General features: G+C 30.6%; 17 protein-coding genes. 15 read left to right on the forward strand and 2 right to left on the reverse strand.

Annotated features, from left to right (window positions below; translation table 11 throughout):
- The first annotated feature begins 14 nt into the window (after nt 1-14).
- Together Q0845_RS08730 and Q0845_RS08735 are read left to right on the forward strand one after the other, a co-directional pair.
- Complete coding sequence (locus tag Q0845_RS08730; protein ID WP_298511818.1) at nt 15-2,114, forward strand: tetratricopeptide repeat protein; 2,100 nt, start codon at nt 15-17, stop codon at nt 2,112-2,114.
- Between the two features lie 13 nt (nt 2,115-2,127).
- A complete protein-coding gene (locus Q0845_RS08735; protein ID WP_298511820.1) occupies nt 2,128-2,772 on the forward strand; it encodes a response regulator transcription factor in 645 nt (214 codons plus the stop codon).
- A 51-nt stretch (nt 2,773-2,823) separates the two neighbouring features.
- On the opposite strand, the gene Q0845_RS08740 is transcribed toward Q0845_RS08735, so the two are convergent.
- Nucleotides 2,824-3,720, reverse strand: coding sequence for a bile acid:sodium symporter (locus Q0845_RS08740; protein WP_298511822.1), 897 nt, complete (start codon nt 3,718-3,720; stop codon nt 2,824-2,826).
- Between the two features lie 212 nt (nt 3,721-3,932).
- Here Q0845_RS08740 and Q0845_RS08745 point away from each other — a divergent pair, with 212 nt between their 5' ends.
- The 10 genes from Q0845_RS08745 to Q0845_RS08790 all read left to right on the forward strand — a co-directional run bounded on the left by Q0845_RS08745 (nt 3,933) and on the right by Q0845_RS08790 (nt 18,981).
- A complete protein-coding gene (locus tag Q0845_RS08745) occupies nt 3,933-9,143 on the forward strand; it encodes an ATP-binding protein (protein ID WP_298511823.1) in 5,211 nt (1,736 codons plus the stop codon).
- 126 nt (nt 9,144-9,269) lie between these two features.
- Nucleotides 9,270-10,937, forward strand: coding sequence for a helix-turn-helix domain-containing protein (locus Q0845_RS08750; RefSeq protein ID WP_298511825.1), 1,668 nt, complete (start codon nt 9,270-9,272; stop codon nt 10,935-10,937).
- 150 nt (nt 10,938-11,087) lie between these two features.
- A complete protein-coding gene (locus Q0845_RS08755; protein ID WP_298511827.1) occupies nt 11,088-11,243 on the forward strand; it encodes a hypothetical protein in 156 nt (51 codons plus the stop codon).
- A 176-nt stretch (nt 11,244-11,419) separates the two neighbouring features.
- Entirely contained in the window at nt 11,420-11,623 is a 204-nt protein-coding gene (locus tag Q0845_RS08760) for a hypothetical protein (RefSeq protein WP_298511828.1), read from the forward strand.
- Between the two features lie 128 nt (nt 11,624-11,751).
- A complete protein-coding gene (locus Q0845_RS08765; protein ID WP_298511830.1) occupies nt 11,752-11,964 on the forward strand; it encodes a hypothetical protein in 213 nt (70 codons plus the stop codon).
- A gap of 93 nt (nt 11,965-12,057) precedes the next feature.
- Entirely contained in the window at nt 12,058-12,981 is a 924-nt protein-coding gene (locus Q0845_RS08770) for a hypothetical protein (protein WP_298511832.1), read from the forward strand.
- Between the two features lie 20 nt (nt 12,982-13,001).
- Nucleotides 13,002-15,428 (forward strand): hypothetical protein, encoded by a 2,427-nt coding sequence (locus Q0845_RS08775; protein WP_298511834.1) that lies wholly within the window; start codon nt 13,002-13,004, stop codon nt 15,426-15,428.
- Complete coding sequence (locus tag Q0845_RS08780) at nt 15,425-16,426, forward strand: NAD(P)/FAD-dependent oxidoreductase (protein ID WP_298511836.1); 1,002 nt, start codon at nt 15,425-15,427, stop codon at nt 16,424-16,426. The genes Q0845_RS08775 and Q0845_RS08780 overlap by 4 nt, the downstream gene beginning before the upstream one ends.
- Before the next feature lie 148 nt (nt 16,427-16,574).
- Nucleotides 16,575-18,113 carry a YifB family Mg chelatase-like AAA ATPase gene (locus Q0845_RS08785; protein WP_298511837.1) on the forward strand — a complete coding sequence of 513 codons (1,539 nt, stop codon included), beginning with the start codon at nt 16,575-16,577 and terminating at the stop codon, nt 18,111-18,113.
- Between the two features lie 112 nt (nt 18,114-18,225).
- The gene (locus Q0845_RS08790; protein ID WP_298511839.1) at nt 18,226-18,981 is read left to right on the forward strand and encodes a ThiF family adenylyltransferase; all 756 of its coding nucleotides are present in this window, start codon (nt 18,226-18,228) and stop codon (nt 18,979-18,981) included.
- Here the strand turns inward: Q0845_RS08790 and Q0845_RS08795 are convergent, their stop codons facing one another.
- Entirely contained in the window at nt 18,982-19,740 is a 759-nt protein-coding gene (locus Q0845_RS08795; protein WP_298511841.1) for a LuxR family transcriptional regulator, read from the reverse strand.
- A 171-nt stretch (nt 19,741-19,911) separates the two neighbouring features.
- Between Q0845_RS08795 and Q0845_RS08800 the strand changes: the two genes are divergently transcribed.
- From Q0845_RS08800 to Q0845_RS08810, 3 genes are all read left to right on the forward strand, one after another.
- On the forward strand, nt 19,912-20,586 hold the full coding sequence (locus Q0845_RS08800) for a hypothetical protein (protein WP_298511843.1): 675 nt from the start codon (nt 19,912-19,914) through the stop codon (nt 20,584-20,586).
- A 28-nt stretch (nt 20,587-20,614) separates the two neighbouring features.
- Nucleotides 20,615-21,274: a helix-turn-helix transcriptional regulator gene (locus Q0845_RS08805; RefSeq protein WP_298511845.1), complete on the forward strand. Its 660-nt coding sequence runs from the start codon at nt 20,615-20,617 to the stop codon at nt 21,272-21,274.
- A 382-nt stretch (nt 21,275-21,656) separates the two neighbouring features.
- The gene (locus Q0845_RS08810; protein ID WP_298511847.1) at nt 21,657-22,016 is read left to right on the forward strand and encodes an NHLP leader peptide family RiPP precursor; all 360 of its coding nucleotides are present in this window, start codon (nt 21,657-21,659) and stop codon (nt 22,014-22,016) included.
- Nucleotides 22,017-22,128: the final 112 nt, after the last annotated feature.

The raw sequence follows: 22,128 nt of genomic DNA on the forward strand, positions 1-22,128 counted from the left end.
ACAATCTATTATACATGCGAGAAAAAAAAATCCTTTCAATTTGTACGATTCTTTTTTTTGCGCTCATCTGTGTACAATGTGAAAAGAAAAAATCAGCAACACAAAATACGTTTCAAGTTGCAGTTGATAGTTTAAATGCTGAGGCTTTTAAATTTATGATACAGAAAGAATGGGAACTATCTTTTAAAACAACTAAAAGGGCAGATTCATTGGCTACGCATATCAATTACGCTAAAGGAAGAGGCAAAAGCTTTCGAATACAATCCTATTATTGGAATCAAAAAGGAAGGTTAGATAGTGCTTTTTCCATATTACAACATGCAGAAGATATTGAAAAGAAAGCAATGCATTATAAAGGCTTGTTGGCTGTGTACAATACCAAAGCGCTGCTGTACAAACGAAATGAATTGTATGAAGATGCTTTGGAAGTCTATAAAAAAGCATTAACGATTCAAGATAGTAGCATTACTAATGCACAACGCAGTAATACGCATGTAAATTTGGGTAATGTTTATGTGAAGAAAAGTGTCTATGATTCAGCAGTATATCATTTACAACGCTCTTTATTGATCAACAAAAAGGATTCTTTGAGCAGACAAACCATTCAAACATATACTAATTTAGGAAATGTGTATAGTCTTTCATACGATTATAAGCTGGCAGAATCGTATTATCAAAAAGCACTACAACATTATCAGACCACTAAAAATCAAGAAGGAATAGCCAAATTGTATAACAACTTAGGCGCTTTATTCTATGAAAAAGGAGAAGATTCTATTTCATTACATTATTTTACAAAAAGCATTCATCTCAAAGAAAAATTACAAGACTCTTCCGCGTTAGTAGATAGCTATTTAAATATTGCCGAATTATATTCAGAACGCAATACAAAACTAGCTTTTGAATATTTGAATAAAGCTACAGGATATATGACTGAAGAAAAATTGGCAACCAATTTGGCTAAAGTTCACCTTTCGAAAGCCTCCATGTATTTAGAAAAAGATCAATTGATAAAAGCTAAAAACGAATTGAATCAAGCTATGCAACTTTCTGAAGATATCAATAAGCATACAGTCAATAGATATTTTGCGAAAATGCAAGCAGAAATAGCTTTTAAAGAAGGAAACTTTCAAGAAGCATACAAACATCGAATTGCTTACGAAAAATTAAATGATGCAGTTTTTAATGAAGAAAAACTCTGGGAAATAGCGGCTATACAAAGGTCTTCACAAGCAAAAGCAAAAAAAGCAGAAGTATCTTTATTAGAAAAAGACAATGCGTTGGCAGAAGAAAAAGCGTTGCGAAAGCAGGAAGAGAATGAAAAATTGTATGCCTTTTTAATAGCTTTTGGTGTGATTGTGATTTTAGTATCGATCATTGCTTTCTATTTCTATAAATTGAAAAAAACCACGAGTCAACTCGCAAAACAACAAGAATTATTACTGCAAGAACGCATTCAGAATTTAGTAAACGATCAAGAAATTGAAATCATCAATGCAACATTAACAGCACGTACCAAAGAGAAGGAGGAAATTTCGAAAGAATTGCATAACAATATTGGTAGTTTGTTGACATCTATGAATTTTCACTTCCAAGCTTTTGATCAAAAACTGCTTTCTGCACATAAAAACACTAAAAAACTGTATGACAAAACTTTGCAAATCATTCAGGCTATTACGTATGAAATCAGGAATATTTCGCATCGTTTTGATCAAGATCCGATTCCAGAATTTGACCTAAAAACCGCAATTACTAATTTCTCTGAAAAAGTAGGGAATGAGCAACTCAAAGTACATACAACAATTCATGGTTTGGAGCATTTTCAAAACTCGCAAATCAGTATTTTTATCTTTCGAATCTTGCAAGAATTGGTCAACAACACCATCAAACATGCAGAAGCAACGACATTGACTATTTACATTACAAAAAATAGAGATGCTATCAATATCATGGTAGAAGATGATGGAAAAGGTTTTCATGAAGATCAATTAGCCAACGGAATTGGATTGAAAAATCTCCGAAAAGACATTCACATCATGGAAGGAAGCTGCGATATCGATTCAAACCCAAATCGTGGAACGACTATAAACATTGATATTCCAATAAGAAATTAATAAAACATTAAAAATGAAAAAGTTACAATTACTTATATGTGATGATCACAATTTGGTTTCAGAAGGCATTGCCATCATGTTGCAGAGCGAGAATCGTTATGAAATACAAATTGTCACTTCCGGAAAACAAGCATTGCAATACATTCACACACAGGTTGTCGACGTTTTGATTTTAGATATTTCAATGCCAGAAATGAGCGGTTTGGATGTTTTAGATGCATTAACAGCAGCAGAAACAACACAAAATGTATTGATGCTTACCATGCATGATCAAGTCAAATTTATCAAAGATGCCATTTCCAAAGGCGCCAAAGGATATGTTTTAAAAAGTACCAGCAAAGCAATGCTGATAGATGCTATTGAAAAAGTTGCCAAAGGAGAGAATTTCTATGATCCACGATTGACAACCATCTTACTCAATGATCCGCAAGAAGCTTCTCAAAAGAAGCAAACAGAACTTGTAAAACTCACACCAAGAGAAATAGATATTTTAAAACTCATTGCACAGAATAAAAAGACAAAAGAAATCGCGGATATGCTGTTCATCTCTGTAAACACGGTACAATCGCACAAAAAGAATTTATATAGCAAACTCAATATTCATTCCGTTTCAGAATTAGTAACCTATGCGTTTCAACATGGTTTTGTGGAAATTTAGAGGAGAATATTATTTATTTGAAATATAACTAACAAAGGTTTTATATTTAGTTTATGAGACTTTTCTTTTAGTAATTGTCTTCAATATTTGACCTCTATTTTTCATGGCATAACCAAAAACTAAGGTTGTAAAAAAGGAAAAAATAGCAAAAACCAATGCAGGTTGCGCCATAATTTCGTTTTGAACAATGGTGGTACTTACAAGCAATGCCAATCCAGTATTTTGCAAACCTACTTCGATTCCAATGGTAGTTGATTGTAGATTATTCAATTTTAACTTTAAAGATAAAAAATAACTGCCCAGCATTGAAATCAAATGTAGTAATAGGCAAGAAGGAAGTAAAATGTAAATTATTTCTGTGTTTATACCGCTTCCTCCATTCGTTTCAGATGCAAAAAACTTTACACCAAAAACAAACGCCAACAAAATAATGTTGAAATACTTTAGATAGCTTTGTATTTTTTGAATGATTTTAGAATACATTTCATTCAAAAAGAGTCCGATTAAAACTGGAAAAATTAAAGTCAAAAAAACTTGTGTAATCGTATTTACAAGACTGAAATTATCATTACTATTTTCCAATTCAAAATAGTCCAATCCCAAAAAAACTAACGTTGGAATGGTAAATAAGATAATAAAAGAATTGACCACTGTTAGTGAAATTGATAAAGCCACATCTGTTTTCAATAAATAACTTATGAAGTTTGATGTGGTACCACCAGGACAGATAGATACTATAAAGACTCCCATTTTCCATTCAGGACTCAAATTTGTAAAAGAAACAATGACCAAAGCCAATATTGGTAAAGCTATAATTTGTAATAATAAGCCAATTGTTAGGCTTTTTGGGGTTTTAAATACATTTTTGAAATCTTCTATTTTTAAAGAAGAACCTATGCCAAACATTATGAGTCCTAAAGCAAGGGAAATTAGAAAGTCGATATCCATATTTAATCTCTATACCGCCAAGATATGCAATTATATTTTTTATAGAAATATAATGCTCTTATTTGTACCATTAAACACAATTTTGTGGAGTTTCGAGTAATATAATTGATTGATAAAAAGTTGATTATGTGAAAATAATTTCTTCTCATTACGGGAATCCTCATGATTTTAATGTTGACATATTTTATATTTAACTAAAGTAAATATATAGTATGTCAAATTCTAGTCTATCCAAGTATTCCGCAAAAATTAAAGATGTATACATTGAACTAAAAGGGTATGAGTTTTTTCATAGTCCTTTTTATAAAGATAAAGAAAGTAAAGATTCTGCGAACTGTAATAATCGCTTTATTGGTAGGGAGAAAATTATAGAACGAATCATATCTATACTAGCGAATACTAAAATTAAGTCAGGAGCTTACTTGATTACAGGTTTTCGTGGTATGGGAAAAACAAGTGTAATTAGAGAAGCTATTTTTAATTTTAATGAAAAGGAAGTCATAAAGGAAAATAAATGGCATTTATACATATCCATATTTCTTAAAGTCATTTTTTTTACATTAACAATTATATTTTTTATATGCTCAGTATTTAAGTTTGAAACTCAAGCAGTGTTTTATGCTATTATAATTTCATCAATAGTACTTATAATAGCATTAACCTTTTTGTCGCAAAAATCAGAGAATTATAAATTACAGAGAATTTTATCTCTATTGAAACGAATATATTTTATTTTCTTTATTTGTTTCGTGTTTTTAGTCAACCTGATTAAATTTTATATTTCCGAATTAGACATTTTTCATTTTCCCATTTTAGAAGCATACTGTAGAACCTTATTCAATGGAGATATTCAAGCATTATATAGTCTAGGCGAAAAATTTGTAGATATTTATGAGCCAGTAACATCATATAGTAGTATAGAATGGCTTAAACTTACTCTTAGTATTATCGTTTCCTATTTGATATTGATTTCTATTTTTGGACTTTTTGATCTATTAAAATATTTACTTAGAAGAAGGAAGCAACAAAAAAAACAATTAGTTAAATACGAAAAATTTGAAATTAACTTATCGCAAGAAGGTCTCAATGAAATTGATGTATTGCGCCGAATAGCAATTAACGTAAGAGAATATTGGAAAAATAATGAACAATTTTTAAGAACTGAAATTTTTCGCAGAAAAATATACCAACCTATAAAGTTTTTGATGTTTTTGGTCAATGATAGGGTTTTAAACAGATCTCAAGTTAATTATAATAATGTTCTAAAAAAGTTAGATAACCTGATTAATCGTATGAGTGGTCAAGTAAGTTCTCATAAAGAACTTAAGTTAAGTACAGAATCAACATCAAACTCATCTTGGTTAACAAATTTTTCTATGCCTATAGGCTCATATTCGGATAGAAATGCCATTACCTACCCGGTTGCTAATTCTAAAGAAATAGAAGACTACTTAATAGAGATATTCAAAGACATTGATGTCTTAAGAGAAAGAACCCACAAAACAATTAGTCAATTTGCTTTTATTATAGATGAGTTAGATAAAGTAGAACCACAAAGTACTATAGTACTTCAAGAGAAAGAATTTGCTAACCCTACATTAGATTTTAATTCATTAGAAGATAATAAAATACGTAAGCGTCAAGCAGCAGTTGCTAATCTTTTGGCTAATTTAAAAGGATTTTTAAATGTAGTAAGAGTTAAGTTTTTCTTTATTGGAGGAAGAGAAATGTATGATGCTTATTTAGCAGATATAGCAGATAGAGATTCATTTTATAGTAGCATTTTTAATGATGTAATCTACGTAGAAAGTTTTTTTAAAGATTCTTTTCGAGATATTCCGGGTAGCGGAGGAGTTACTCAAATGACAGAAAGATACCTGTGTAATATTATTATGAATAATCTTGGAGGCAATGAAAATAAAGAGAAATTATGTCCAAAACCTAATCTAAAAAAATTATATCAAAGTATTAAGAGTCATAGTATAAACGAATTTGATGAAAATAGAAAATTAATAAATGTTGTCGATTTATTAATGCTTAGTTATTCTGATAAAAAAATCGCATATAATGAACTAAGTGATCAATTTAGTAATGCATCTGAAGAAGAACGAAAAAAAATTTTTAAGATAATATCGACACTTCAAAATTATATTATTTATTTAACATACAGGAGTAATGGAACTCCTAAGAAACTTACAACACTTACAGAGAAAATAATAGTCTCTATACCGTTTGAAAATGAAAAATTCCCCGAAAATTTTCTGCAAGATAATTTAGTTGTTCTCCAAGAGAATGATAAAAATGCGAAAGAGAATAAAAATAAAAAAGATCAAAATACAGATCGGTTATTTTTGAAATTTAATTTTAATTTTCAATATGAAATTGGCTTAACAGCAAGTTTATATAGACCTTATATAATTAGTAATAGTAGGCATTTAAAATCTTTAGGAGATAAATTATTATTCTCATCATCATTCATTATAGACCATATATTTAAGTTTCATTCATTTGGATTTTCATGGCGTAATTTAGAATTAATTCCAGAAGTAGTTTTGGTGAACAGAGAACCAAACCTTCGAAAGTTTATAGAAGATTTAATGCGTTTTTATTCTTCAAATTACATTGAGAATACTACTAGTGGAATTTTTGATTATAAATTTAGGAGCATTGTTAGGAGAGAATTAATATACCTTTCTAAAACATCTGATTTGAGTTCTGCTGCTTTTAATTTTACATTAGATGAATCTTTATTTACCAAAAGACACTATAAAAAAAAGCTACACGAATTAGAAAAACGATATGAAAAATATATTCCAATAGCAGATGATAATCAGTTTATTCATTCTGTAAGTTTTGTACAAACCATTTTAGGGGACTTACATTTTTATGACAAAGAATATGATGAAGCAATTGTTTATTACTCAGAATCAATTCAATCATTACGTTTTCCAAGAGCTATAACTGATAGAAAAATTACACGACATCAGTTTTTAATATGGTTAAGAAACCAGCTTAAACTTGGCTTAACTTTAGAAAAAATACGCGCTTTTGACTCTGCATTTTCGTTGTATAAAACATTAATCTTAGATACGGAACGCTATTTAAAAATAGTTGTTGGCTTAAATGAAAACAATAATAAACATTATGCAAGAAATATATATAACAGTGAGAATATAGAGGTCTCAGAGGATCATAGAACCTTGCAAATCATAAGTATGCCGTTTCTGGCATTACTAGCAGCTACAGAAAAGTCGCGTCTAGATGGAATAACTTATGCAAGCTTATCACGTAATCGAAGTGAATTTAAACGAGTTATAGGTATTAATAATTTAGGACAAAACCCAGAAAATGAAAATCAAAAACTAAGTGTATATAGAAAAAATTACTTATTGGCAGATTATTATAACAATATCGGAAGTTTGATATATTTTAAAAATTGTCAGTTTCCGAAATTCTTTTTAAATGAAAATTACTTTCTTGAGGTTTTTAAACTAAAAAATAATATAACATCAGATAAAATTTTAAAACAGCAACAAAATATATATGATAAAACAAAGAGGAAAGATTATGATTTCTATCCATCACTAACATCATTTAACTATTATTGGAATTCACTGTATTTTTTGGTTGACAGTCATAAAAACAGGATAGAAGAAAAAATAAAAAAGAAGTTTTCTAGTAAAAACGCCTCAGCTGTTACTAATAAAGAAATTTCAGAAAAATTGAATAATAATCTTTTGGCAATAACGGCTGGTTTTTTATTACCAGAGTGTATAGATATGATTAGTAGTAAAAGAATGTTTTACATTGCTAATATAATCGTAAAATTAGGAGATAGTATTTTAGGGTCGTTAAAACATGCAAATTTAAAGATGCCCATTAAGAAATTAGATATTTTTAAAAAATATAATGAAGCTAATAAACTATCATCACAAAAATATAAAATACGATTATTTTTAGATTCAGTAGGAACCTCTATGTATACTATTGAAATGGTTATTAATATATATTATTTAGCAGCAATTTTGTACAGACGTTCAGGAGATAATACTTATTACGCTTCATTACTAATGAAAATTCTTTATTTATTGAAGGATTTGATTGTTTTAAGCTCAAACAATAGAACTAGAGAGAAAACAATAAGGAAATTTAATACGAGTCTCAATATTAATGTGAAAAAATCAGACTTTAGAAGTATTGAAGGAATTGCAGAAAATATTTTTCAAATAACTAGTTGGAATAATCAAATATCAAATAGACCTCAAATTCTTAAGTACAGAGAAGTACTAGGAATTTATGATAATAAAGATATTGGGAGAGATATATTGTATAATAATTTAAGTAATACATCTGATAATAGAGAAGTTATAATACTTGTTGAAAGTATAAAAATGAAACTATATTCATTAATTGAAAACATTGGGGATAATAATATCAAGCATTTTGCATTAGGGAAAACAATTGTATCACCCTATGGTTCAATGAACAATAGATATATTAGAATGTTAGAACTTAAATATAGGGCAGAGCGTTGTTATTTTATTATGAAAAGAGTTCTGAATTTAGATGAGTTATTTTTAGTAGATCTTAAAGATCAAGTTTCATTACATATGCTACATGCTAATAGACTAAAGAAAATAAAAGAAAATATCAAAGTAATTTTAAATCATGATACAAATATAATAGATAGAGAAAGAAAAATTCAAATAAGCAATGTTATTGAGTTTTTGATTAAGGAAGCTTTGTTCTGTTTTGGAGAACTCATAAAAATGTTCAAACTTTACGATCCAGGTTACGTAATAGGATATTCGTATATTGCTTTAACACATGATAGAATGGGGGATTGGTGTAACGCATATGAGAATTATAAAAATATTCTGTTAAATGCCTTCAACTTCAGCAATTTTGATGATGAGAGTAAAGAATCTATTAAAAAATTTGATAAAAATAGTACTATTGAAAATATAAAATTTGATAAGAAAAAAGGAGAAGTTTTTATTTCAAAAATAGAGTATTTTCAAAAAAGTATACAGCAGATACTTGATTCGGAAGTATCTTCCTATATTGATTCTAAATCTCATTATGAAATTGCTGCGCAATATTATTATAAAATGATACAATTACATTCTGATGGTAAATCATATAATGATAAGCTTCATGAACTATATATTTTAGAAGATGATTATAATGATATTATAACTCATCATATGATAGCAGAGGAAAGGTTTAGGATAAATACTGGTTCTATTAGAAAAAAAATATTGAGAATAGAAGATAAGTTGTTTGATGAAAAATCGCGTGTGTATCAATATAAATCTTATTTGCCTGAAAACATTGAAAAAGATAATTTAGATTATGAAAAGGAATTTAAAAAAATATACCTAACTACAAAGTATTTAGATTTTTTTGATACACCTATATAATGTGTATAATTCTAAATTAAATGTACATTTAATTTAGTCATAAAATATATTTAATTCCTCTCAACACGGTTTTGTGGAGTTGTGAAAAGTTCTTACTTTTAAAATAAACAACCAAACCATTTTCGCATGTTAAAAGTAACGCACATTCTTTGTATTCTATTTTTAACATGTACATTTTCTCATGCACAAAAAGTATCTGCAGAAGTGTTGGCAAAACAGATAAAATCTTCTTCAGTACATGAAAAGGATAGTATTTTTAATGAGTTTTTAGATATTTCGAATAAAGATGAAGTCTGGACAAAACATGCTTTGGATATAGCATATCATTTCTACAAAAAAGAAAAATATGATAAAAGTATGCTCTTTACAGAAGCTGTCATTGAAGTCAGTCAAAAGATTCAAAACAAAACCGATCTCTCCAAAGCCTACTTGCGTAAAGGAAACATATACATGCAGCAAGGAGCACATGAAAAAGCGTTAAATGCTTATTATTCATTGTTACAAATTGCGGAACAAGAAGAAAATCTAAACTACCAGTTTTTTGCTAGAATGAATATTGCGGTCATTCACAGAATGATGCGTCAATACAAAAAAGCTTTGGAAAAGTGTACAGAAGCATTGCAAATCATTGATCAGACGAAATATAAAAACAAGCGAAATCATGTAAACTTACTCACCATTTTAAGCGAAACCTATTTGGATATGGAACAATTGGATGACGCTTTACATCATATAGAAAAAGGACTTCTAATTAGTGAAAAACTAGACTATTCACACGGAAAAGTAGATTTGCTCATCAAAAAAGGAATCATTTCTTATAAAAAAGAAAATTTTGAAGAAGCATTGACATATCTGCGGCAAGCGGAAAATATCTTAAAAGAAGATGTCTTAACGAATGATTTCTACCAAAAAACATACACAAACTATTTCTTAGCTGCCTGTTTCTTCAAACAAGAAAAATACCAACAAACTGTTGATCAACTGCTGAAAACGATCAAACTTCTAAAAAATGATACCAAAAGAGATGCGTACATCTTAGATACGTATTTGCTGTTATCTAAAAGCTATAACAAACTTAAAAATACGGAGCAAACATTATTGTGGCATGATGAATATCTTAAGTTGAATGCAATTTTAGAAAAAGATGAAGACAGAGTTCAAACCAACATATATGAGCAAGAAACACAGCTTTTCAAAAATCAAATAGCATTGCTCAAAAAAGAGAAGGAGCAAAGCAACACCATTATTTGGTACGCTGTAGGTTGTGCTGCCATTTTTATCATTGTCTGGATATTTACCTTGTCTAAATCTGTAAAAAAAGAACGATCTAACAAAGTTGTCTTTAACAAACTGACGTCAAAAATAGAATCTCTAAATGCACAATATCAAAATTTGACGAATAAGAAAAGTGCGCAAAAACTATTTGATATAGAAGATGAAAAAGTAGCAAGGATTTTAAAAGGAGTTGAGAAACTAGAAACGTCTCATTACTTTTTAAATTTAGATTGTAGTTTAAGTGCGATGGCAAAAAAACTAAAGACCAATAGGAGCTATTTATCACAAATCATAAAAACGCACAAAAAGAAGAAATTCAACGAATATATCAATGATCTTCGCATCACGTATACCATCAACAGACTGAAAACAGACACACAATTCTGCAAATTTTCAATTGCTTCCATCGCAAAAGAAGTTGGCTATAAAAGTGATTATTCCTTTGTAAAGCACTTTAAAGAAAGAACAAAAGTGAAGCCATCGGATTATATTAAAAACCTTCTACAAGAAAATGCTTAAAAACATAGAATAAGTACCGCATTTTGTTCAAAATTAGGAACACTGTTTTTTAAAGAACGCCTTTATTTACTATCATTGAAGAGAATATTTCGCCAAAAAAAACTTTGGAAAATATACTACTAGTATTAACTTTTTAAAAACAATCACATTATGAAATCAAAAACGAACAGAAAAATTGAGTTAAAAAAACGTACAATTGCAACGGTACTAATGACAAAATTAATTGGAGGACAATGCGTCATAGGCGACGATACAGAGCCGATTCACATTGATAGACCTACGGATGGAGAAATCTGTAATCACTAAAAAAAATAATTCTAAATTCATAACGAAAAAGCGTCTTTATTTTGTTCAAAATAAGGATGCTTTGTTTTTTTTCATACCGATACCAACATAACTTTCGGTCACATTAATGCATTAATCTACAAGGCGAAACCGAAAACCTTTTAACAGAGTAGGTATCATGTATCAAAACGATTATTATGAAAAAATCAAAATTAAGAGCACCAAAACTTAAAAAAGAAACTATTAGTAACTTTCAGGTTAACAAAGTAAAAGGAGGTGTAACATTGAGAAACGGATGTGAGATTGAAACAACACCTCCTGGAGCATGCCATTCATTTGGACAACAGTGCGATCAAACCATTGGATTTGCTTGTAACTCTTTGGTCATTTGGTGTCCGTAAATAGTACAAATCAACAGACTTGGGTTTTGCTCAAGTTTGTTGATTTTTTATTTAAAATTCAACACTCACAAAGTAATTTACGACTTGTATAGGATAAAAGATTGCTTTATCATAAACACGTCTTTAGTATGCTTAAAAAAGTCTACAGAAATACCATTTTTGGTATTGAAGCTACTAAAACTATTGTTGAAGTAAATATTGCGAAAGGAATTGACTATTATTTTGTTGGTCTGCCCGATAATGTCATTCGTGAAAATAACTACAGAATTACTTCAACTTTACAGAATATTAATTACAAAACTACTCTTTTCATAATCGAAACTGATTTTGACAACCAATAATACCCATTCATAGGTATTGTGCTGTGCTTTTTATATGCCGTATTTAGTAATCAATAATGTTTTGATTATCAGTTTAATAAATATCAATATAAAATGACACCAGCAAATATATTTTTCAATAAACTAAAAGGAACTTGGCAAAATAAGTTAAATGGTAAATGGGTTGATAATTGGGGATGGAATATTATTTCTCAACCAAATTTTGGAAGACCAGTAGCAGCCGATTTTACACTCCGATTTGATCAAATGCGTGAGACTATAGTATTTAAAAAATTAGGTGTAGCTAGAAATATAGGCATCAGTGGAGAAGAAGGATTTTGGGATGGAATGAGCTATGAAATAACGATTCGGAATCCTGCGATAAAAGATCCAGATGGTCATAAAGATGGCAAGGCAATACATCAAGAAATGGGGCATTTCCTTATACGTGTTATAAGTGAAAAAGAACCTTTGGCAAAACTGCCGCCAGAAGAAAGTGGAAATGGAGAAAAGGCGCAAATCATCAGACAAGCTGCAATTCCTAGAGCAAACTCATTTATGACTCATGGGATGTTGTTTATTGATAGTGTAAGCAACGCTTTGAATTCTAAATTTGAAGATATAGACTTTTTTTATAGTCCAAAAGTTGTTTCAAATGATAAAACTCTACAAAAGGAAATAAACAAACAATTTAAAAGTGTTCAAGGAAAAGTTACTAGGCGTAAAGGACCTAACCTACAAAAAATGGTGACTTTCTTGAACGATACTTCTATAAAGGATTTAGGAGAAAAATCAGAAGATCCACTAGATTGGGTGTTTTCTTTTAGGCAAGATAATACTCCAACACAAATGTCCAGTGGACAACGCGTTCCAAATCCGGTTTCAATAGGAAACTTATTGAGTGATTTCTGGATAGGAGATCGAGGTGAAGGAAGTGAGAAAAAAGAAATTCTTCAATACAGTCAAAAAGTAAACATTGGTTTCAATCAGATAGACTGGCCACATGTAGCAATTAATACACTTATCAAACAATCTTAAAAATTATATACGATATGAAGATGAAAGAAGAAATATTCAAACTGTGTAACAAATTGGCACAAAATGGATGGAGAGAATTAATTTTATCTGTTACTAAAAACCAACTTGACATTGAGCAAAATTCGGCTGATAAGCTTAAAGAAGCATTGCTTATGCCTATTGATGAAATAAATAGAGATTTAGAAGGCTTTGATGATTATAGACTTGATGGAAATCAAGGTATCACTCCAATGAGTTTTTCAAAAAGTCTGCTATATCATGCACTTGCAAGTCCAGATGTAATTGATTCAAATATTACATACTATCCATCTTTAGAAGAATTGGACTTAATTGAAAATTTTATTTATTCAAATGAGATACAAAAAGAAGGAAACAAACAAAGTTTGGCTAGTCTTAAAGCAAATTATGGTTCCAAATTAGTCGTCGCAGTCTTTGCGTATCAGTATCGAACTTGGGAAGAGAGTTCACATAGAGCTCATGCAGGTATGAATTATTCCAGAACAGGAATATCACGAATAGGAACTTCTGAATCTATACATGATCCAAAACGCAGATCCTTTTGGGTAGGCGACACTGATGGTGCTATTTCTGCATTACCTTGTCGTTATGGTGCTTTTTTGGCTATCAAAGATACTGGGGAAAACATTAAAACTAACTTCTCTATAATGGACTCTAATTCAGATGATTCTGATATGGATTTTGTAGTCCCTGTATACAAATTATTTGAAGGAGATGAGTGTTTATCAGATATTCAAGATTTAAAGTTAGAGTTTGAAACATATCATAAAAATGAAAAATTAAGAAAAGCTCACGATTCCCAAATAAACTATACTATCCCAATTGATTCTAGTTATGATCAAAAAGCATTTCCTTTCATAATTGATGATATTACAAAACCTGATTTTCTCTATTCAAAAAAAGATTTAAAGTATTCTAGTAACAATTTTATAGGTTCTATACTAATTGAACCTACAAAAGGAGCCATTTCGGAGCCAGCTATCCAAAATAATAAATATGTAGCTTTTAAAGTTCCTGAACATGATGAAAATTTGGCAAACAGAGGTAATCGCTATAATTCATCATTTCAAATTCCAGCAGGACAAGGTAGAAGCGCTCCTGAATATGTAAATATTCGACAAAGAGTTAAAAACCTTAACGTTGTTAATCCAGAATTGGATATCGAAAATATTAATAATCTTCGTTCAGATAAGTTTAATGAATTGTTAAATAAAGGAGGATATTTAGCTGTTGATTTTATTGATCGAACCGGAGATGGTTTTGTTAAAATTAAAGAATTTGAAGGCTTGTCTAGTTTAGCGGCATATTCATTGATTACAGCTATTGACTTTTTTCCATTAGTTAATCAAAGAGATATTTTTAGGTGGAACTCAGTTCCTGGGATAATTCAGAATAGTCAAGGAAATTGGCAAGTCAACCCAGATTCTGATGCTCATTTTTTACAAGGTGGTACTTCTCCACTTTCAGATGGGAGAAGAGTAAGGGCAAATATCAATCACTCACCTTTTATTTCAGATATTAGTGTGACTAATACATCTGTTATCAGTAATAAGAACTCTCTTCAAATCAAAGAAAATCTAAAATCAAACGATCAATTGTCTATTAGTTATTTACCAGATGCAGCATCTAATGTATTTGCACCAGGTTGGGACATATCGGTAGATATAAATAATGGTACTGCCTTCTATGCAGCTTACGGACTAGGAAGCCCTTTCCCTGAGGATGCCAAACTATGTGCAGCTTTAAATTCATATTGGCCAGCTGCTGCGCCAGACGCATCCAGAACATTTTTCTTATCAGATACTTTTATTGAATTTAGAAAGAAAATGACAGCGATCCCATTAACAGATGAAGAATTAGGTATTCATCCTAAGGTAGCCAATATTATTGGAGTTTCGTCTTTCACAGGTTGGGATGGGGAGTATGGTCCATTCTTAGAATCTGATTCAGATGACGAATATGTGAATTATGCTGATATTGCCCGTAGTGATTACACTTTTAATGCATGGCAAGGTTTTATGAATATGGATTTACTAAAAAAAATTACTACCTCACAGTTAATAGGACGTATGGAAGCTTTACGAAAATGCATTTTAGAACTTCTTCCTCCTGTTAATGATTTAGTTCATTTCAATCAATTATGGCTTGCTTCTTTCCAAGAAATTGATAATTGGAGCACACAAAATGATCGTATGAACAATAGACTTAATGGAAGTGGCTTTAGATTTATTTTTATTACACCAGAAGGCGATACGCCTCTTGTCGATACTACAGACATAAAAAGACTAAGAATGAAAGTAGATAAAAAGTACGAGTGCCAACTTGATAAAGATACTTTTGTTTGGCAAGAAATAACTCCAATTAATATGGTAGCATTTAATGATAATGATATTCCAAAAATCAATTTTATTTCTGGAATGAATTTATGAAAATCCTAATCCTAGGAGCCGGTCCAGCTGGCTCCTCAACTGCGATTCAATTACTGAAAAATGGACATCAAGTTACCATGATTGATCGTGCTAAATTCCCTAGACATGCACCCGGAGAAACACTCCATCCGGGAATAGAACCGTTACTGAAACAATTAAACATACTAGATGAAACATTACTATCAGCACCACTTCGTCATTTGGGAATTGAGAATATTGTAAACGGAACTTCAACTTTTAAAGCTTATAATGAAGCTGAAAATTGGAGAGGATTTCAGTTGTTTAGAGAAGAATTTGATACAATTCTTCTCAACAAAGCTATTGAACTTGGAGCAGTTTTTCATGGAGGAGTGAGTCCTACGAAAGTTAATTATTCAATTCAAGGAATTCAATCAATTGAAACTAGTACAGATATATTTGAAGCGGACTATTTTATAGATGCAACAGGAAAAAGAGCTTGGCTAGCAAATAACTTTGCTATTAAGTTTAATGAGTATTCATCCAAACTAATCGCTTATTATGGTTATGTGAAAAATAGTAAACATGATTCATTACATCCAGAACTGATTTGGGATGAAAACGGATGGACGTGGATAACAAAAGTTAAAAAAGACCTTCATACTTGGGTTCGATTAGATCTAAATGAACATGTAAAAATAGGAAGTAAATGGCTACCTAATCAGTTAACAGATGGAACTCAAACTGGTATAAGAAAAGCTGTTGATGTGACATGGAGAAAAGCTAAAACTTGCGCTAAAAACAATTGTTTTCTAATAGGTGATGCTGCTTTTGTACTAGACCCAGGTTCTTCACACGGAGTTTTAAAAGCTATAATGAGTGGTATAATGGTAGCATATCTCATCAATCAATCATCAAGTCAATCTACACATACAATAATGAATCAATACAATCTGTGGGTTCATGAGCAATTCCATAAGGATATTACAAAACTGAGAGCGCTTTATTGTGAATACAATATTAAAAACAGTAAGTATTGAATTAAAAACAAATCATCATTTATCTTTTTAAAATTACTTGACTCCAATAGTGATAATTCAACGTTTATTTAAAAAAATCAACGCTTACAAAGTAATTTACGACTTGTATTGGATAAAAAGATAGCTTTATCATAAACATGTTTTTACTATGCTTAAAAAAGTTTATGGAAGTGCCGTTTTTGGTATTGAAGCTACTACAATTACTGTTGAAGTAAATATTGCGAAAGGAATTGGGTATCATTTGGTAGGTTTGCCCGATAATGCGATTCGGGAAAGTAACTACAGAATTGCTTCTGCTTTACAGAATAATGGTTATAAAATTCCAGGGAAGAAAATTACCATTAATATGGCTCCAGCCGATTTACGCAAAGAAGGCAGCGCGTATGATTTGACTTTAGCCTTGGGAATTTTGGCTGCGTCCAATCAGATTCAATCTGAAAATTTAGATCAATATTTAATTATGGGTGAATTGTCTTTGGATGGAAGTTTGCAACCCATCAATGGTGTATTGCCCATTGCCATCAAAGCGCGCGAAGAAGGTTTTAAAGGTTTTATACTACCTGAGCAAAATGCCAAAGAAGCAGCCGTTGTCAATAATCTAGAAGTATATGGTGTGCAAAATATCAAACAAGTCATTAATTTCTTTGACAAGGATGAACCTTTGGAACAGACGGTCATTGATACACGCGCCGAATTTTTGAAAAATTTGGCTTTTCCAGAATTTGATTTTTCGGATGTTAAAGGTCAAGAAAGCATTAAGCGTTGCATGGAAATTGCTGCGGCTGGCGGACATAATATTATTCTCATTGGTCCTCCAGGTTCAGGAAAAACGATGTTGGCCAAGCGATTACCATCAATACTTCCGCCATTAACGTTGCATGAAGCCTTAGAAACGACCAAAATTCATTCGGTTGTAGGAAACATCAAAGATAAATCGGGACTCGTTGCAGAAAGACCCTTTCGGAATCCACACCACACCATTTCAGACGTCGCACTAGTCGGCGGTGGAAGCTATCCGCAACCAGGAGAAATCTCATTAGCGCATAATGGAGTATTATTCTTAGATGAATTACCAGAATTCAAAAGAAGTGTCTTAGAAGTGATGCGACAACCGTTAGAAGACCGAGAAGTCACGATTTCTAGAGCCAGATTTACGATTACCTATCCAAGTAGTTTTATGTTGGTGGCCAGTATGAATCCGAGTCCAAGCGGATTCTTCAATGATCCAAATTCTCCTATGGCAGCTTCTCCCATGGAAATGCATCGCTATATGGGAAAAATTTCAGGACCTTTGCTAGATCGAATCGATATTCATATCGAAGTCACGCCAGTACCTTTTGAAAAGCTCTCTGAAGAACGAAAAGGTGAGACCAGTGCAGAAATTCGTGAACGTGTCATCAAAGCAAGAGAATTTCAAACAGAACGTTTCAAAGAATCAGAAATCTTACATTATAATGCGCAAATGAACACCAAACAAATTCGTTTATATTGCAAGTTAGACAAAGAAGCACTTAATCTTCTCAAAAGCGCTATGGAACGCTTAAACTTATCTGCCCGCGCATACGACAGAATCTTAAAAGTTGCACGTACCATTGCAGATTTAGGACAAGAACCAAATATTTTACCAAATCATATCGCGGAAGCTATTCAATATCGAAGTTTAGATCGTGAAGGTTGGTTGGGTTGAAGTATTTGGTGATTATAAATTAGAGTTTAAGATGAGTTCTTTTCTAAAACTACCCTTTTGAGTAATACATAGCAACCAATTAGTTATTATTTTTGCTCAAAACCTAATAATAATGAATACTAGATACAGTAGAAATAGAATTTATCTTTCCCCAGAAGAGCAAAAAACAATTAAAGATTGCCCAATATTTTTAGCAGGAGCTGGCATTGGTAGCGTAATTGCTGAATGTGCTCTTAGAGTGGGCTTTGAGAATATAACAATCATAGATGGAGATCAGGTAGAAATGTCAAACTTAAACAGGCAAAATTATACCCAAGAAGATATTTCTACAGATAAGGTCAATGCGCTAAAGAAAAGGTTATTATCAATTAATAAAAATGCAAACATAAAGATCCATAATTGCTTTTTAACGCCAGATAATGTTAAAGAGTACGTAAGTGATCATAAAATCGCAATCAATGCTTTAGACTTTTCTTCTGATGTGCCTTTAATTTTTGATGAAGTCTGTCAAGAAAAAAATATTCCGGTACTACATCCTTATAATTTAGGTTGGGGAGGATTAGTCACCGTAATTTCACCAGAAGACTTGGCTTTAAATTCTATAGAAAAACCTGGTCAAAAGTTTAATGAAGTAAAGATGGTAGAATATGCATCTAGTTATTTGAAGTTTTGGAGAACTCCACATGATTGGATCGATGAGGCTTTGGAAAAGTATATGAAAGAAAAAAGCGTGATACCACCACCACAATTATCTATAGCTTCATGGACAGTAGCTGCTATGTGCACACATCTACTATTTAATATTGCTACAAATAAAGAAATAAAAAAATTCCCGAAATTTTACTTATCAACAATAATGAATGAATAATTAAATTAATTTATTATTTGTAGCATAAGTAATTGCTTCAGAAATATTGGCCACTGCTAATTTTTCAAACAGTTTTTTTCTATGAAATTTTACTGTATCAGGAGACACAAACATGATTTCTGCTATTTGGCTTATAGTATAGCCTCTAGTGGAGTGTTTTAGAATCTCTTTTTCCCTATTAGTTAATTTAAGAGCTTCCGTTTCTTTCCAAAAATCACCTTCTAAATCGTAGCTATATACTTTATTACTTTTCTTATTAGTTACTTTAATATTACCAGATTTAGCTTCAGAAGAAAGAGAAATAATGGCAATAGCTTTCCATAATTTTCCTTCAGCCGTTAGAAATAAAGGTGTCATTTTGTGATTGATCAAAGTTTTCTCACCTTCTTTATTAATCAAATGAAAATCATAGGATATTGTATAATCTTTACGTTCTTCAACAGGTACTTTTTCATAATATTCAAAACCAATTGTATTAATTTTCAGAAGAAGCTCTAAATCTTCTTCAACTACATGTTTAAAATAAAATGCATATCCCATTTTCTTTACTTCTTCTGCGGTATTACCGCATAAAAATAAAGGGTTATCAGAAACATAATCGAATCCTTTTTCTTTGTAATCTATTACATAAAGACTTTTATAAGTAGTCCTGGCAAAGGCATCAATTGATTCTAAATAATTAACCGCTTGTTTTTGATCTTCTTTAGAGACATCGTCGACTCTATTTATAAAAGAAAAAAAGTCATCTACATCTGGCATAATTCTAAGTTTTCATTACAAAGATAGTTCTTTTTAAAAAAAACTACACTAACGGGTAGTTTTTACGCTACCTATTAGTGTAGTTTTTCCGTAAGTAATTCATTACTACACTTTTGTGTAATTAAATGAACGTTCTATCTAAATAGATTTGAGTATCAAAAAACAAAAACCATGATGCTAGAAAAAAAATACTTAGAAAGACTTCCAAAAAATCAATTGATCAATTTAGCTGAATTTGTCGTTAAAGAAAACTTTAAACATCATTCAGATAATAAGCTACCTGAAAGTTATCAAAATGATGTGAATTCAATTTATAGAGAAGAATTAAGTTTTTATGAGAAATCCGATGTTTTTACCGCTAAAGATCATACAGGAGCTATTTTAGGAGCGATTCGCGTTTTAAAATGGAACTATACAGATGTTTTACCTCTTCAGAAAATCTTTGGAATTAATCCATTTCTAGCAATTAATATACCCGACGTAAATAATATTTATCACATAGGACGATTTGCGATAAAAAAAGAGGTGCGTGACATTAACTTATTTAAAAAATTATTGGCTTGTGTAGCTGAACTTATTTGCAGTCATAGTGGAAATGTAGCTTTTGCCGAATGTGATAGCAAGCTATTAAGAATACTAAAACTATTAGGTGTAAAAGCTATGGTTATAGGAGATTCAGTTAATTATTTGGGCTCTGAAACGATACCAATTGCGATGACTTATGATGGAGTAATAGATTTCTACAATAATAACAAACATTTAGTAGATCACAACTTTAAGCAAACTTCAAAAGCTTATGTAATTCCAAATAATAAAGTTGTTGCTCCAATAACCTACAGTGCTTAAAACAAATGAATAACTAAAAAATATAAAAATGGATCTTAATAGAAAAAATATAAATAATAGTTCTTCAGATGTTTTAATACAATTAATAAAGAACATAGAAACTCCTTTAGCTTCTATTATTGAAGCGAATAAAAAGTTTTCAAAATTGAATACGATTAAAGAATCAAACTCTAAATCAAATGAAGTTATTTTATCAAGCAGTAAAGAAATAGCAGATTTAATTGAAGAGATTGTAAAATTGGCAAGTGGAGATAAGGTCATAGAAAGAGTTCCTTTGATTTACAAAATATACCATTCCAATGAACGGGTTAAATCGATGTGTAAGAATGAAATTAATCCGCAAAAGATATCTAAACAAGATACTTCGTGGCTTCTAAATTTAGAAGACGAAGTTTATAAAAATATTAAGCATAAGGACTTAAATTTATACGATCTGTCATATAAATTGGCTGTTAGCGAAAGACAATTACATCGCAAAATAAAAAACCTTGTTCACCTAACACCTAATAAATACATTAGGGTTTTAAGACTACATAAGGCTAAACAGTATATTGACGATTATTTGTATGATACCATCTCACAAATTTCGTATGAGGTAGGATACTATGACACTCATTATTTCTCTAAATTATTTAAAGAGCAATACAATATGTATCCAAAAGAACTGCTGAATACGAAACGATTCTAAGCTTCAGTTATCACAGGTTTATTTACATTTTTATCAGTATTCTTTTAAAGAAATTTATGGTATTAATTTAAAAATCAAAGATTAAGAGATCAATTGAAAACTCTAAAAAGAAGGAATTAACAAATAAACAGTTAGAAAAATACATGGCGAAACAATACCAATAAGTGAAGATTTACTCAATGCCATAGAGAAAGCTCTTTACGATTTGGTCTCTGACTAGTAATAATTATTTCAGCCCAATCTAACTTAATTCAAAGAACAATGCAATCTATCTAAAAAACTCATAATAAAAGCTGACCTCAATTTATAACTATCTCAGTCTTTTTGGCAATTTTGTGAGCGTACATAAAGGTACATTTGGTGTTCAAATAAATATAATATCATGGAATCAACGGAACAACAGGAAAAAGCAAATGAATTTTTAGCAAGCATTTATAAAAAGGCATGGGAAGATGAAGGTTTTAAAAGAAATTTAATCAGCAATCCAATAGAGACCTTAAATAAATTTACTGGTAAAAAAGCAAATATATCTATTGATAAAAATGTGATGGTGGAAGATCAAACCAATCCTAATCATGTGTATATAAATATCCCTGCAAAGCCGGCTGGTATGGAAGATGTTGAATTGACAGAGGATCAATTAGAAACGGTTTCTGGAGGTAATTTTGAAAACCCTTTATACATTGATTGGGGAAGCTTAATCGATGGAGTTAAAGAAGAAGTAAGTAGTTGGTTTGACTAAACTGTTCAAAAGGCGATGAGTTTTTTTGATAAATAGTAAAGAAACTACCTGTATACATAATCAATTTAGAGTATTCTAAACTTGAATCCAATTTTAGAAGCGATCTTTTTAG

It is taken from the genome of uncultured Kordia sp. (genome assembly GCF_947489565.1).
Taxonomy (GTDB): domain Bacteria; phylum Bacteroidota; class Bacteroidia; order Flavobacteriales; family Flavobacteriaceae; genus Kordia.